At 27.9% G+C, this 13,688-nt stretch carries 15 protein-coding genes; 14 read left to right on the top strand and 1 reads right to left on the bottom strand.

The genetic code is table 11. The annotated features are described in order from the left end of the window. Nucleotides 1-2: 2 nt before the first annotated feature. The 9 genes from CLV55_RS04410 (at nucleotide 3) to CLV55_RS04370 (ending at nucleotide 10,104) form a co-directional block, all read left to right on the top strand. A complete protein-coding gene (locus tag CLV55_RS04410; RefSeq protein WP_112112542.1) occupies nucleotides 3-2,636 on the top strand; it encodes a GYF domain-containing protein in 2,634 nt (877 codons plus the stop codon). 10 nt (nucleotides 2,637-2,646) lie between these two features. Then, entirely contained in the window at nucleotides 2,647-3,375 is a 729-nt protein-coding gene (locus CLV55_RS04405) for a hypothetical protein (protein WP_112112541.1), read from the top strand. An 11-nt stretch (nucleotides 3,376-3,386) separates the two neighbouring features. After that, nucleotides 3,387-4,829, top strand: a complete 1,443-nt coding sequence (locus tag CLV55_RS04400) for a hypothetical protein (RefSeq protein WP_112112540.1) — start codon at nucleotides 3,387-3,389, stop codon at nucleotides 4,827-4,829. A gap of 231 nt (nucleotides 4,830-5,060) precedes the next feature. After that, nucleotides 5,061-5,354, top strand: coding sequence for a hypothetical protein (locus CLV55_RS04395; RefSeq protein ID WP_112112539.1), 294 nt, complete (start codon nucleotides 5,061-5,063; stop codon nucleotides 5,352-5,354). Nucleotides 5,355-5,367: 13 nt separating this feature from the next. After that, nucleotides 5,368-8,229, top strand: coding sequence for an FISUMP domain-containing protein (locus tag CLV55_RS04390; protein WP_112112538.1), 2,862 nt, complete (start codon nucleotides 5,368-5,370; stop codon nucleotides 8,227-8,229). Nucleotides 8,230-8,276: 47 nt separating this feature from the next. Further along, nucleotides 8,277-8,615, top strand: a complete 339-nt coding sequence (locus CLV55_RS04385) for a hypothetical protein (RefSeq protein WP_112112537.1) — start codon at nucleotides 8,277-8,279, stop codon at nucleotides 8,613-8,615. A gap of 6 nt (nucleotides 8,616-8,621) precedes the next feature. Continuing rightward, entirely contained in the window at nucleotides 8,622-9,170 is a 549-nt protein-coding gene (locus CLV55_RS04380) for a protein-tyrosine phosphatase family protein (RefSeq protein WP_112112536.1), read from the top strand. A gap of 19 nt (nucleotides 9,171-9,189) precedes the next feature. Then, on the top strand, nucleotides 9,190-9,750 hold the full coding sequence (locus tag CLV55_RS04375) for a hypothetical protein (protein WP_112112535.1): 561 nt from the start codon (nucleotides 9,190-9,192) through the stop codon (nucleotides 9,748-9,750). A gap of 159 nt (nucleotides 9,751-9,909) precedes the next feature. Beyond that, nucleotides 9,910-10,104 (top strand): hypothetical protein, encoded by a 195-nt coding sequence (locus CLV55_RS04370; protein WP_146739530.1) that lies wholly within the window; start codon nucleotides 9,910-9,912, stop codon nucleotides 10,102-10,104. 141 nt (nucleotides 10,105-10,245) lie between these two features. Here the strand turns inward: CLV55_RS04370 and CLV55_RS04365 are convergent, their stop codons facing one another. Further along, nucleotides 10,246-10,473 carry a hypothetical protein gene (locus CLV55_RS04365; RefSeq protein WP_112112533.1) on the bottom strand — a complete coding sequence of 76 codons (228 nt, stop codon included), beginning with the start codon at nucleotides 10,471-10,473 and terminating at the stop codon, nucleotides 10,246-10,248. A 94-nt stretch (nucleotides 10,474-10,567) separates the two neighbouring features. Here CLV55_RS04365 and CLV55_RS04360 point away from each other — a divergent pair, with 94 nt between their 5' ends. The 5 genes from CLV55_RS04360 to CLV55_RS04340 all read left to right on the top strand — a co-directional run bounded on the left by CLV55_RS04360 (nucleotide 10,568) and on the right by CLV55_RS04340 (nucleotide 13,688). Continuing rightward, nucleotides 10,568-11,242, top strand: a complete 675-nt coding sequence (locus CLV55_RS04360) for a hypothetical protein (RefSeq protein ID WP_112112532.1) — start codon at nucleotides 10,568-10,570, stop codon at nucleotides 11,240-11,242. A gap of 62 nt (nucleotides 11,243-11,304) precedes the next feature. Further along, the gene (locus CLV55_RS04355; protein WP_112112531.1) at nucleotides 11,305-11,592 is read left to right on the top strand and encodes a hypothetical protein; all 288 of its coding nucleotides are present in this window, start codon (nucleotides 11,305-11,307) and stop codon (nucleotides 11,590-11,592) included. A gap of 35 nt (nucleotides 11,593-11,627) precedes the next feature. Then, a complete protein-coding gene (locus CLV55_RS04350) occupies nucleotides 11,628-11,984 on the top strand; it encodes a hypothetical protein (protein ID WP_112112530.1) in 357 nt (118 codons plus the stop codon). 41 nt (nucleotides 11,985-12,025) lie between these two features. Then, nucleotides 12,026-13,006 carry a YkvA family protein gene (locus CLV55_RS04345; RefSeq protein ID WP_112112529.1) on the top strand — a complete coding sequence of 327 codons (981 nt, stop codon included), beginning with the start codon at nucleotides 12,026-12,028 and terminating at the stop codon, nucleotides 13,004-13,006. Then, the gene (locus CLV55_RS04340; protein ID WP_112112528.1) at nucleotides 12,987-13,688 is read left to right on the top strand and encodes a hypothetical protein; all 702 of its coding nucleotides are present in this window, start codon (nucleotides 12,987-12,989) and stop codon (nucleotides 13,686-13,688) included. Before CLV55_RS04345 ends, CLV55_RS04340 begins: the two co-directional genes overlap by 20 nt.

The following is a 13,688-nucleotide window of genomic DNA, read 5'->3' as shown; positions in this document are numbered from 1 at the left end:
ATATGAATTGTCCAAGTTGTAAAAGTATATATAGTGCTACAGATGTTTTTTGTGGTGAGTGTGGATTTAATTTACAATCGTCTGTTAAAAAAAATATTTCAACACTCTCATGTACAAAATGTAATAATCCAATTAAAGAAAGTGATCTTTTTTGTGGAGAATGTGGAACTTCTAACCAAGTTATAAGCAATAATATAAATAATCAAAAAAATAAAGAAAATGTAGAAAATTCTTCGATGTCTGTAATAAAAGACCGAATTTTTTGGAACATTCAAGACGGGGAAATAGCGCATCGATTTGATGAAAAAGATTTAATACAATACGAATCGGCTAAGGGAATCATTATTAATGAAGGAAGCACTGCTTATATAAAAGCTAATGGAGAAGTTGTTGGAGAGTTGAGTGGCGGTACTTATGATTTTGTTGAGCCAGAGCAGTTACAACAAATCCTAGAAACTCGTGAAGGAGGAATAGCTGGTGGTTTAAGAAATGGATTTCGTTTTATTTCTAATTTAGTAATGGGTACTCGAGTTAAAGATAAAATAGATAGTAATAATGCTTCAAATGCAAATCAGCAAACTACGTTGTCGAGTGTAATTGAAAACATGAAAAAAAATCAAGTTTTTGCAGTTACACTAAAATTAGATAAAAGTTTTCAAATTCCTTTTGGTAGAAATGAAGATTCCGATGGAAATAAAATGGAGTCTTTAATTATCAAAACCAAATTGTTAGATATGGAATTTGTGGTTGATGCCTATTTTAAAATTGATGATTTTAAAAAATTTGCACAGCACTACTTAGGTGGAAATACAAGTGTTACTAAAAAAATGATACATAATGAGCTGTTTTCCTTAATAAAAGCAGCTATTCAAGATGTAATGCAAGATGTTGAAGTAACTGAAAATAGACTTTCTGCAGAATTAATTCAAAAGATATCAAATAAAATAAATGCAACAGCGGAGGATCTTTTTTACGGATTAAAACTAGAAAAAATTATATCAATATCTTCTAGTAATGAAGATTTAGAGCGATTTAGAGCTCTAAGTAGAGAATTGTATTTGTCTGAAAGAGAATTAGAAAATCTAATTCATTTGAATGAATTTAATAATCGTTTGTCATTGCAACAAAATGCACAACGCCTTCTCGAAGCAAGAAACGATTTTGAATTTCACAAGGAGCTCCAAGCGATAAATAATAATAGATCTCTACATGATGAGAGAACGGAGTTAGATTTTGATAAAGAAAGTCAATCTATATTTCAAGAACGTTTGTTATCTGAAGATGATCTAGAAAAATTTTATATGGTGCTTTCTAGAGAAAAACGCATTAGAGAAGCAACAAATGAAAATGAAATTCAAACGGCATTAATTGAGATTGAAAAAACAGGTTTACTTAGAGATGAAGATTTAGAAAACCTAAAGCGCTCAATTCGAGAGCGAAATGAAGATCATGATATAGTGCGTTTTCATGCTATTGATATTATTCAATTGAATCAGACATTAGAGATTGACCGTAAAAATCTAGAATGGGAATATGAAATTGGTGACAAGCGCATAGAACTAGAGTTAGATCGTAAAAGAAAGGCATTACAAGCTGAAATAGGATTTACTGAATTAGAAATTGAACAATGGAAAAAAGAAGATGATTATAAAGATTCTCGTTTTTATACAGACCTTCAAAAATCCAAAGCTGGTTTACTACAAGATATAGAAATAGATAAAACCAGAGCTAAAAATCAACTAGAGATAGAACGTGAGAGATTAGCAATAGAACAAGAAGATGAAAGACTAAGGTTTGAAAGAGCTCAGCAAGTTTTTAAAAGGGATCAAGAGCATGTTTTAAAAACAAAAGAGCAAGAATTATTACATATACAAGAACTAGAAGAAAAGCGCCTTAAAGAAGTCGCTATTAAATATCAAGGAGCTAAAGATTTGACTGCAGAACAATTAATGGCAATTGCAGCAAACGAAAAGCTTGATCCAATAGCAGCACAAAAATTTGCTGAATCCTTTTCCGCTAAGCACAATAATGAACTGCAAAAGGAACACATGGAGCAGTTCAACAAACTTAATGAGCAAAGAATTGAGGATATCAGACAGAGTAATGCTCAAAAGGATGCAATGGCGGAAAATGACAAAGATAGATTGGAAAGGATGTTTGGGAAATTAGCCGATACAACATCATCAATGACAGGTCATTTAGTTGGAAGTAAAGACCAACAAAAAGAAGAGTATAAGGAGCGACTAGTAAGACAAGAGGATAGAATGGACAATACTCAAGACAAAGCACTAGACTACACCACTCGAAATAATAGTTATGGAGTAGTAAATCAATCTGCTAACACAAATATCCCACCACCTCCAAATGATTATTTTGTAAATATACCAGGACAACAAGCAATTCCAAGACAAATTGATGTTTTAAAAAACATGATACGCAGTGGAGAAATTGTGGCAGCTACCTCTATATTTTCACCTTTGTCTAACAGTTGGATTCCGGCAAGTACAATTCCTGAGTTAACTATATTATTTTCAGATCAAACCGCTCAAACCTCTAAGTTAGCTAGCTGTAAAAATTGTGGTAGTGATTTAATAGAAAATACTAAGTTTTGTAAAAATTGCGGAAGTGAATCTTAATATAAAGGAAATGGAAAAGTACAAAGGAGTCATAATAATAAAAGGTACGTTCGGCGGTAGTAAATCTGATGGTTATAAAGCCTATTTAGTTACAGACGATTTTAAAAATTATCAACTCTATAGAAAAGATACATTAGATATAAATGATGAATATTTCTATACTTTTAATAAGAAAAGTGTAGAAGTAATTGGAGAAATCCAAAGGGATAAATGGATATTAGTAGATTCTGTAATTGAGATTAAAGATGAAATTCTAGAAAATGATAACCCTAGTTTTAAACCTATTAAGTTTGCAAACCCAGAAGAAGGTTTTCCTCAATTAATTAATTCAGAAGGTTCTATATTGGAGTTAGTAGAGAGCAAAGACCCCGAAAATGATTTAACTAAAGAAAGACTTTATTTAAAAGCTTTTATTGAGCCAGGAAAATCTATATATGCGAAAGTTAACGAAACAACACTCTTACTTTTTTTTCAAGGCAGATTATCTGTGAAAGAACTTTTTTTATTAAGAAATGATGAAATTTATATTATAGAAGAAAGCCTAAATAACAAAAAGAAACAAACGCCTTTTTATTTTAGTGAAAATTTTTTACAGGATACTATAAATAAAATTCAATGCGGTAATGAACATTATTACTCTTTACCCAAAGATATGCGGATAGAATACCCCTTTGAAGAAGTAATGAAAAAATTAGAATTATATTGGAGTAATGCTCATTCGGCTTTAAACGGATTATAAAGAGTTAATTAATGAAAAACTGCTTAAAGTGCAATCAATCTGAAGAGGATGACGCATCAAAATTTTGCAAAAAATGTGGAACTTCACTACCCGAGCCTAAATTAAATTTTCATAAAACTGGAGAATTTAACGCAACTATTGGGGATAAAAATATAATTTCTGGAAATGTAATCGGTAAAAATGAAGAAATAAAAGTTTCTGGAAATGCTACTATCAATAAAATAGAAGATGACACAAAAAAAACTGTCATTTGTTCTATTTCAGGTAGACGATTGCTAATGATAAATAGCATTGTTTGCCCATGTTGTAATAAAGACGTTGCCCAAGAATATTATAGTCCGAAATCGAACAGGTGTTTAAATTGTGATAATTTAGCTTTAGCTTCCTATAGAAAACAAGTGCAAATAGTTTTATCGGATGGAATATTAGATTCAAATGAAAGAATTACTCTAGATAGCTTGGCTATGTCTTTACATATTGATGAAGATAAAAAAAATGAAATAGAGGTAGAGGAAAAGCAAAATAGTAAACAAATCACAAGTGGTGAATTTTTGAGTGGATTCCATAAAATTGAATTTAATCGTGCTTTAAAGTATGTTTTTGAGGAAGATAATATAGAACAAGGTTTTAAATTGTTAAACAATGTATTTTTAAAAAACTCTTTCAATGATGAAGTTGCTAATTTATATTATTTACTAGAGGCAATTTTATTGCCTGAAACTGCTATAGCAAATTACCATTCGAGAAATATAGATAGATTTTGGCAGCATTATTGGGCTTTTTTACCGCATTTAAAGAAAGTGGAAGTAAGTGAAGCATATGAAATTATTGAAAATAATAAAAATCTTTTTGCTGATAAAAATAATGATGTTTTAATAAGTGAAGTAACCTTTTATCTTATTTGTTATTTTTCTCAGGGAGAAAACAGCTATTTAGAGGAAGCAAAATCGATATATGCTGAATTTAGTAAAAATGTAAAAGGACCTTTGCTCCCATTAGTAAAGGTAGTCGATTTATTAATTCTTCATTCGGGAAGTGATTATTTTGATTTAATTCAAAATACTGATAAAGAAGAAATGTTTATTTTAGGACACATTTTCGGATTGCATAAAGTGCCCAAAAATATTGAAATAAAAGAGAATGTTCTTGAGGAGGAATTGCAAATCGAATATCATAAAAAATTTGAGAATCACGCAGTAAATAATATAATAGAAAATAAAGAATTTAAGTTAAAAACCGATATTAGTCCTTCTAAAGTTGAAATAGATATTTTATTAACTACAATTAATGGAATTTTAAAAAGTTACCGTGGTGATAAAAAAAAGTGGGCTATGCAATTTAAAGGGCATGAATTGTTTTTTATAGCTTCAGGAGTTATCAATGGAAAAATAAAAAACAATGAAATAAGAGGTAAAATTTCAAAATATTTGTTAAAAAAAAATAGTGTAATTTAAATAACCAACGAATTACTTAATGAAAATGTAAAAACTAAAAAATATTGCATGAAATCGATTAATGCTTATATTAGTAATTCTTTGGTTCTGGAAATTCAATTTTAGTAATAGTGTTATCTTTTAGAAAAGAGCAACCACAAGCTTTAATTGAGAAGCTAATAAAAAAGGAATCTAAAGAAATAAAAAAAGCAACAAAATTTCTATCTGAATTTTATTTAAAAAAACAAAAATATGAATTATAAAATTTCAAATCAAACCTTGTTCATTTGCGATACTTATGGCAATACAGGAAGAAGAATTGCAGACAATGTGAGTTTTGGTACCTATGATGATGCTCAAAAGATATTTTTAGTTACATCTATAAATGGAAAAGTCGAAACAAGAGATATCAATGGGAACCAAATTAGAACGATAACCGAAAATGCAATTGAAGCTAGATTTTCAGGTACCGATTTAATTATTAGAAAAACTGATGGTAGAACAGAAGTTAGGGATAGAATGGGGAATTTAAAGCGTTATCTATAGTATTCATCTAATTATGAAAAACTGCATTCAATGTAATCTTCTAATAGAAGATAATAAAAAATTCTGTGGAGATTGCGGAACAAAACAACCAGAAATTAGATCCAACAATAATAACGATGGTAAATATAATGCAACTATTGGGGATAAAAATATAATTTCTGGAAATATTATTGGTAAAAATGAAGAAATAAAAGTTGCTGGAAATGCTACTTTTAATAAAATTGAAGATGATACCAAAAAAATTATTATTTGTACGTTTAGCGGAAAACATTTACTTAGGGGAAGAGACTTAATAGTAAATTGTCCTAATTGCAAATCAGATGTTTCTCAGGAGTATTTTAATACAATAGCAAGTAGATGTTTTAATTGTGATAAACAAGCATACACTAAATTTAGCAAACAATTAGATGTTATTTTACAAGACGGTATTATTGATGCCTCAGAAAGAATTCAATTAGATTCCTTTGCTAATAGTTTGTTGATTGATGACTTAAATAAACAAAAGTTAGAGTTTGACGCCAGAGAAAGAAATATAAATTTTAATACAAATGGTTTAAAATCGAATGAATTAATTGGCTATTATAAAATTAAGTTCAAGAAAGCGGTAGTTTTACTTTTTGAAAATAGAGATTTGGTTAGTGCAATTAATATTCTTTCATCAATTCATCAAGAAAATATTCTACATGACGAAACCGCATCATTATTTTTTTTACTAAAAGCAATCCAAACACCATCAGGTTATGTAAATGACTATGAAAATAAAAATGAAAGAAATATAGATTTGTATTGGGAGCATTTTTGGGTATTTATCTCCTATTTTAAATTAGATAGACATGATCAAGGCTTCAAAATAATTAATCAAAACAAAGCACGTTTTTTAGAAAATAAGAATGATATTTTATTAAGCGAGGTCATTTCTTATTTGTTTCTTTTTATATCTAATAACGAAATGGAATACCTGATAGAAGCAAAATCTGCTTATTCAAAATTAGAAGAAAATATTAAACAGCCTTTATATGTAGTTCATCAACTTATAAAAAAAATGTTAAATTATAATACTTTAGAGTGGGATAATTTATTTAAAGATTTTAACGAATATGAAAAATTTTACTTAGAGTTTGTATTTGGATATAGAACAGTTACTGGAAAATTTATACAATTTGAAAACGCAATCCCATCAAGCACAAATAAAAAAATAGACTCAATAGAATTTCTACAAGCAGATATTGTTGATAAAAAAAACACTCAATCAAGTGAAATAATACCCGACACTGAATTGGGTATAAAATCAAAAGATTATAAAAGTATTGAGGTAGAATGGGCAGTTAATAACCTCAATACAAACTGTTTTAGTACTAATAATACTAAAGATACTAATTTATTGGATATATCTAATGATTTAGGAAATAGTTTAAAGAATTTATTTAAATCTATTATTGATAGTAAGCGTAATTTTAATATTGACAGTGTTCAAAAAAATTTAAGAAGAATTGAACAAGTAAGAAATAAAATAAGGAATATAAAGGATACTGATGATATTATATTTAATCAAAAAATTCAAATATTTAAGCAAAACCCAATAATATTAACAGATTTTAGCCATATAATTGATTTTTCATCAAAAGATCAATTTAATATGAATTTAGTTGATTATTTCAATGAAATTTTTAATTCAGCATTTAGCGGCTCTATCAATCTCAATATGGAACCATTTGATTTGGCCAAACTACAAAAAGATGCAAACAATAGAAAAAAATTTAAAAGACATTTAATTTTATTTTTAAAAGATGCAAATGGTCTTTTTCAGTATATGGTCAGTAAAAAAATTAAATCAGAATCAAAAATAAAATACCCAAAGCAAAATAATCAGAAACAGATTTCTAAATTAAAAGTATTTTCCAACCCAGAAAAAAAAGTACAATCGAAAATTTTAGAATTTTCGGAAACTACTCAAAAACAAAATAATGATATAAATTTTGTTCTAAGTGAAATAAAGAAAAATTATCATAGTCTAAAATTTTGGGATTTAATAAAAACATCTAAAAAATATGTTGCTTTATTTCCAAATCACCACCTTTTTCATTTCTACGTAGGGATGAGCTACTACTATTTAAAAATGTACAAAGAGGCTTTGTTTCACCTAAAAATTTCTGAAGAATTAAGTTCTATAGATCAAGAGACACTTGGAATAGTAAAAAACCAAATTAAATATTTGCCGGGTCATATAGATAGACAAAAATATGAATTAGATATATATTATCATACCATTGGAAAACAAATTTGGTCCACTAACTTATTTACAAAATATTTCAAAAATGGAGATTTAATAAAATATGCTGAAACAGATAATGAATGGCATGAAGCTGCAATAAACCAAATCCCTGCTTGGTGTTATGTAGATAAGGAATATTGGTGCTACGGAGATAAAATATATGAAACAAATAGAGATCATATGGTTTTATATAATTATTTTGCTATAATTGATAATAGAGGTTTGGCACCAGATGGTTGGCGTATAGCCAATGCAAAAGATTGGGATACATTAATAAACTCTCAACAATCTCTGTTTAATAAAAAAGTAGCTTCAAAATTAAAATCTAGAAGTAGTTGGATAAATCCTAAAGAGAGTATGCATGGCACTGATAAAAGTTATTTTGATGCTTATCCAGCAGGTTATAGAACTCCTCACGGTCAATTTAAATCTTTTGGTAAAGAAGCTCAATTTTGGCTAAATAGCAGTGATTTACATTCTAACAAAATTATGATTTGGGGTGATTCAATAGGTATTTCAGATAATGCAGATAACCCCGTGAGTTACCCGTTTGTAAAATTTGAAAAAGGTTGTGGATTAAGCATAAGATTGATTAAAATCTAATTTTATTGAATTTAACAACAAAGATTAAAACAATTTAGTATAAAAACTTGAAATCTGAATTTGAACTAAACCTTTTAAAAATATTAGTAGCCTGCACTCCTAATGAACTGTTATTGCACTATGGCGCCATAGGGTATTTTTTGTTAGAATACAAAACAGTTACCAAAGAAGAAATTCTTAAAGTACTTAATGCTTATGTGCCTAATGAAAGAAAATATTTTAATAACATTAGAGAAACTATAAGTCTAATGCCAATTGATGAACAAGAACTGCTCTATAAATCGGCTGAAAGTTTAATAGCAATCAGTAGTAGGCATTATGAAACGCCAGGAGAACGAAACTTAGTAAAATTTAAACTTGCTAAAATTTTTAATAAAGAAATATAAAATAGTATGATAAATTCCATTATCCCTTACGAAAGATCCTATTGGGTTTTGCCCAATAAATTACTTGCAGGTGAGATTCCAAGTTCCAAAACGGAAAGCAGAAAAATTGAAAAAATCAATAATTTATTAGATTACAATATTGATGTTATCATTAATTTAATGGAAGAAGTTGAAAAAAACTTTAGCAATGAAATTTTAGAAGATTATTCAATAACATTATACAAAGAGGCTGCCAAAAAGAATAAAAAAATAGAAGTATTTAGGTATGCCATAAAAGATTTGAATGTTCCTACAGAAAACTTCATGACTGAAATCCTTAATAAAATCGATGAACAAATCGCTCTAGGAAAAAGAGTGTATGTGCATTGTTGGGGTGGAGTAGGGAGAACAGGAACGGTTATAGGATGTTATTTACTACGTCATGAATTTGCTGAATCTCAGAATGTGATTGATACTATAAATTATCTCAAGAGAACCACAAATATTGCTCACAGAAGTTCTCCAGAAACTGAAGAACAAAGGCAATTTGTTTTAAATTGGTCAAGTAATAAATAGAGTTTCAAAATCAAGTTACATGGAAAACAAAAAAAATCTTCTCTATCTTGCCTCAGGAGGATATAAGCCAGAATATGAAAACTTACCTTTTGACCATCTTTATTTTGTAGATGGGAATGCTAATTTTAAAAAATCATATCCTGAAAATCATCCAAAAATTACATTTTTAGGAATGGATGCTTTATTTGCTGTAGATTATTTAAAATCAAAACAAGTTAAAATTGATTGTTTAGTCATAATCAATGAAGGCTTGTACGAAGGAGGAGGCTCCTATCCCTTATTTTCTGATTTTCTTATAGGGTATTTAAGTCCAATTTTAAAAGAGGAATACCTATTAATTTGTGATTTAAGGTATTATGATTCAAATTTAAATGCGGTTACAAAAATGGATTGGGGGCATAAAATCCTAAAAAAAATCACATCTAAAGATTATGAGTACATCAACCCAAAACTCTTTACTTCTCACCGAGAATTTTCGCCAGATAAAGCATTTGGTAATGTTTTTCTAATGAAAAAAGATCATAAAGTCACTACAATAAAATCTTTAAATCCATCTATTAAAATTGAAATAGTGCATTGAAGTATATAGGAAGAGGAAGATAACTTAGATTTTATAGGTTTAAATTTAAAATCAAACCACCAGTTGGTTGGTAGAACAAACGGTAGGCAAAATGTAGTTGATTTTTTTGAGAGTAAACCAAAGGTTCATAATATCAAGGAAAAGCATTTTTCAGAAATTATGGATACCTGTATTAAGTGTAATGTCAAACGAATAGGTTTGGTCGCTTGGAATAATGGAAATTACGAAAAAATAGTAAACTTAATTAATACTTTGCCATCAAACAATATAGAATCGATACGATTTTATCATTTAAACAAAAGAGATTTTAAACATATTTATGCATCTCAAGATAGTAATAACATGGAGAAATAACCTATTTTTTCCTCAATTTTGTATTAATAAAATAAAGTTGAAATCTGGTAAATAAAGAAATTATCCAAGCATATAAAGACTTATATATTCTTAATCTAATTCGTGAGCAAAAGTATTGACGGGATAATTTATAGTTAGGTTTTATTCCCAAAAATTAGGCAAATTTTTATTCGTTAAAATAATTTTATTTCCTTCAAATCGAATCAACAATCCCATTGACTTCATTGTTGCGATGTCTTTATAAAATAATTTTCTTTTGGTAACAATACCTCTAGTTGTAAGAAAGAAGAAAAGTTGTTTTATCGTGAGGCCATTGGGATTATTAATCAGATGATGGGCTAAAGCAATAATTCTAATATTAGTTTTCATAGAGCCTTGTATTTTATAAAATAAATTTTAGTGAATATAATGATGTACTATTAAATTTAAAAATTAAATTTGAAAAAGTTTATAAATTCAATTTATGTTGAAATGTGTTCTATATATTACATTTTTTTTTAATTTAATACCTTGTGTTGGAAATAGGGGTACAATATATCATAGATGCCTTTTTCAAAAAGACATTACATTTAAACCAAATCAAAATAAAAACACACCTACTTCAAAAAATAAACCACTTCTTTTTTTATGGCGAGAAGACCGATATAATAAAGAATATAAAACTACGTTTTCAGAAATTTGTATTAATAAATCTTATTGTAAAAGAATTACAGAACCTGAAAGAGCAATTATTGGGTATATAGCAACATTTATTGGTAGTGAGTGTGATTGGGATGGTGAATGTAATTCAGATAGAAGTAATTTAAAGTGTAAACTATTATCGGCTTTAAAATTAGGTTATCAGTGTTCAGATACTCATTTAGGTTTTCTTAAAAAATGGTTCAAAGAGGATTACAAGGCTTTAAAAAGACTAGAAGATTGTTCAACGACACCCTACACAGCAACTATTCAAAACACGTTTGAGAAAATGGAACTAACGCATAAAAATAACAATTTCTATGTCACTGTATACGCCTCTGGTATAAATTCAAGAGAGAATAGATCTTGGTACTGGAAAGAAATCAATCATTTTATTTTAATAAATAAAAATCAAGTAAAATTGTTGAGTAATAAAACAATCTATTTAAAAAAAAAGTAAGCTTTAAAAGCAGTCTTTTGAGTTAATATAAAATATAATTAAAAAATAAATAAAATAATTTAATGGAAGATATATCTAAATTAAATTTTGTTTGTGGAGTTAATAAAAATTGTCCAGCAAACTATGAAAAAACAGGAATAGTGTTTGATTATTTCGATACATTTGCTATTCCCGATAAGAAAAATGAAACTTGTTGTCGTTATTGTAATTCAGTCTTGTTTGAGGAAAAAACGTATCAAAATATAATTCAAGTAAAGAAGAGAAAACATCAGCAAAAAGTAGCATTATTAATAATTTCTATTTTAGGGATAGTTACTTTTTTTGTTTTATATTTTCTTAAAATTGTTTAGCTCAAAAGTTACTTGAATCTTATAATCTAAAACAGATGGAAATTAAAATTATAGACAATTCAGGTGTGAGAATGAATTTTGAATTTGAGTATAGAAATACCACACCAAAATTAGATTTTAACCTAATCATAGCTGAAATAAAAAAATCATTTAAAACCCAATTCCAAAAAGTAGTTGCATTATTTCCTTCAGAGGAAGTTTTTTTTCATGTAAACCTAGAACTCACATCAAGCCATGGTGATCATGTTTTAGGTTTATTTGATGCTGAGCATAGTAGTCCTAATAATTTTTATTTCAGAATTTACGAGGAAACCATAAAACAATTAATTGAAAAAAAATCCATGCAAGTGATGATTTTTATGAATATGAAGATACAATTCTACATGAAATAATTCATGCATCTGATTATCAATCTATCAGTAAAACAGATGTTGTGGAAGACTCAAACAGAAAAATTAAAAAAAACTATACTACTGATTCTGTTTTTAAATTAAATAAGCAATCAAACAATACCCCTTTTAATTGGACTGTTGTTCATGTAATTGAACGATTTAGAAATGAAGGCATAGCCGTATTAGGAGAAAAGTTACTAGGAAATAACCCCGATAATTTGTTGAATTCAGATTTAGAAGAAATCACTAATCAATTTAAAAAAGTAGTAGAATTCTGTATTATAACTTCTGAATCTATAGATTTAATACAATCATTTTCTAAAAAAAACGAATTATATGAAATTCTAGACAAAGGAACCAGTGAAGCCTATGTGTACGGACATATTATTTTGTTGCTAGTAGTAGCATTACAAAATGAGGACCAAAAAGAAAATATCCTAGACACAATTGCTTATTTACTAGGTAATGTGGATAAAAAACCTTCTCATGAAAACAGTATATCAATTCTAAAAATGGCTATCAGTACAGATGTATCAGACTACATAAATGGACTATTAATAGAACCCTTTCATCACTGTAAATCAAGTCTTATTGATAAAAAAATAATTCTTAATTTTTGCGCACACATACAAGGTGAGGCTAACAATCAGGCTATACATATTCTAAACGAAAATTCATACTCTAACGCTTATGATAAGTTTATAGAACTGATGAAAATAACAGTAGGCTATAAAATGACTATTGATGAATTAATAGAATTTTCGAATAATTTTAAAGTGGATAATACTTCAGACGAAATTAAAAAATGTATCAAAAATCAGATGGATTATTTAGTGCCATTAGCAGTAAATCAAAAAAATGATATAGCAATATGGGCACTAACGTATCTATTTGATGAAGAAGAACTGATTTTTGATGCGATTCCTTTCTTTGGCTACCAAGACGATTGGCTCGTATTGAATGCTGCTATTAGATTATTAAAAACACTTAACCAAAATTCTTATGAGCTTCTACAAAATTAACTATGGCAATGATGATGAAAATTATCAAATGTTTTTATACAATAACGCGGCAATAAACCTTGATTTTTTTTGCAACCAAGTAAATAATATATTGCAAGACAATATTAAATCGCTACTAGATAGTAATAGTTTAAATTCGATAGCAACTTTCGAATGGGTAGAATCGTGTAAAGAAAAACTATACAATATTGGATATGAGTCACTAAACCAGGAATGTTTTATTATTGATTATGAAGTTGATGAAGAAGACAATATCCAACTCATAAAAGAATCATTAAAAAAGACTTCAGGTATAGAAAACAATAAGAATAAAACACTATGTAAAGTAGGTATTTATTCTGAATTCAATCCTAAAGTTTCTGTTTATTCTTATTTTTATGTGGATAGTAATAAAATAAAAGATTTTGTAAAGATTCTCAATGATTTTTTAAAGCAACACTCAGAATTAAAAACCAACAAAATAGAAACTTACATTGAAAGTTTAGATTACTTAATGAAACAAAATGATTTTGAGTTAATTAATACAAATAACTATACTATTTATTGTGACCACAAGGAGAAGTTATCAAATAGTTGGACGTCTATTTTAGGAAAAGAATTAATGGAGAGAATTAATAATTATAACTTCCCACAGCGAAATATAGAAAACAATTTAAATCTCGATTTAGAACTTCCTTTTTAA

The sequence above is a fragment of the Flavobacterium aciduliphilum genome, from assembly GCF_003268855.1.
GTDB classification, from domain to species: domain Bacteria; phylum Bacteroidota; class Bacteroidia; order Flavobacteriales; family Flavobacteriaceae; genus Flavobacterium; species Flavobacterium aciduliphilum.
The sequence above is the reverse complement of the archived record's forward strand: the minus strand, read 5'-3'. Positions and strand labels throughout refer to the sequence as shown.

Coding starts and splice junctions, on each gene's coding strand:
- CLV55_RS04340 (WP_112112528.1), top strand. CDS start 12,987: ATGAGCTTCTACAAAATTAACTATGGCAATGATGATGAAAATTATCAA.
- CLV55_RS04350 (WP_112112530.1), top strand. CDS start 11,628: ATGGAAATTAAAATTATAGACAATTCAGGTGTGAGAATGAATTTTGAA.
- CLV55_RS04395 (WP_112112539.1), top strand. CDS start 5,061: ATGAATTATAAAATTTCAAATCAAACCTTGTTCATTTGCGATACTTAT.
- CLV55_RS04380 (WP_112112536.1), top strand. CDS start 8,622: ATGATAAATTCCATTATCCCTTACGAAAGATCCTATTGGGTTTTGCCC.
- CLV55_RS04370 (WP_146739530.1), top strand. CDS start 9,910: ATGGATACCTGTATTAAGTGTAATGTCAAACGAATAGGTTTGGTCGCT.
- CLV55_RS04410 (WP_112112542.1), top strand. CDS start 3: ATGAATTGTCCAAGTTGTAAAAGTATATATAGTGCTACAGATGTTTTT.
- CLV55_RS04375 (WP_112112535.1), top strand. CDS start 9,190: ATGGAAAACAAAAAAAATCTTCTCTATCTTGCCTCAGGAGGATATAAG.
- CLV55_RS04355 (WP_112112531.1), top strand. CDS start 11,305: ATGGAAGATATATCTAAATTAAATTTTGTTTGTGGAGTTAATAAAAAT.
- CLV55_RS04405 (WP_112112541.1), top strand. CDS start 2,647: ATGGAAAAGTACAAAGGAGTCATAATAATAAAAGGTACGTTCGGCGGT.
- CLV55_RS04360 (WP_112112532.1), top strand. CDS start 10,568: ATGTTGAAATGTGTTCTATATATTACATTTTTTTTTAATTTAATACCT.
- CLV55_RS04365 (WP_112112533.1), bottom strand. CDS start 10,473: ATGAAAACTAATATTAGAATTATTGCTTTAGCCCATCATCTGATTAAT.
- CLV55_RS04390 (WP_112112538.1), top strand. CDS start 5,368: ATGAAAAACTGCATTCAATGTAATCTTCTAATAGAAGATAATAAAAAA.
- CLV55_RS04400 (WP_112112540.1), top strand. CDS start 3,387: ATGAAAAACTGCTTAAAGTGCAATCAATCTGAAGAGGATGACGCATCA.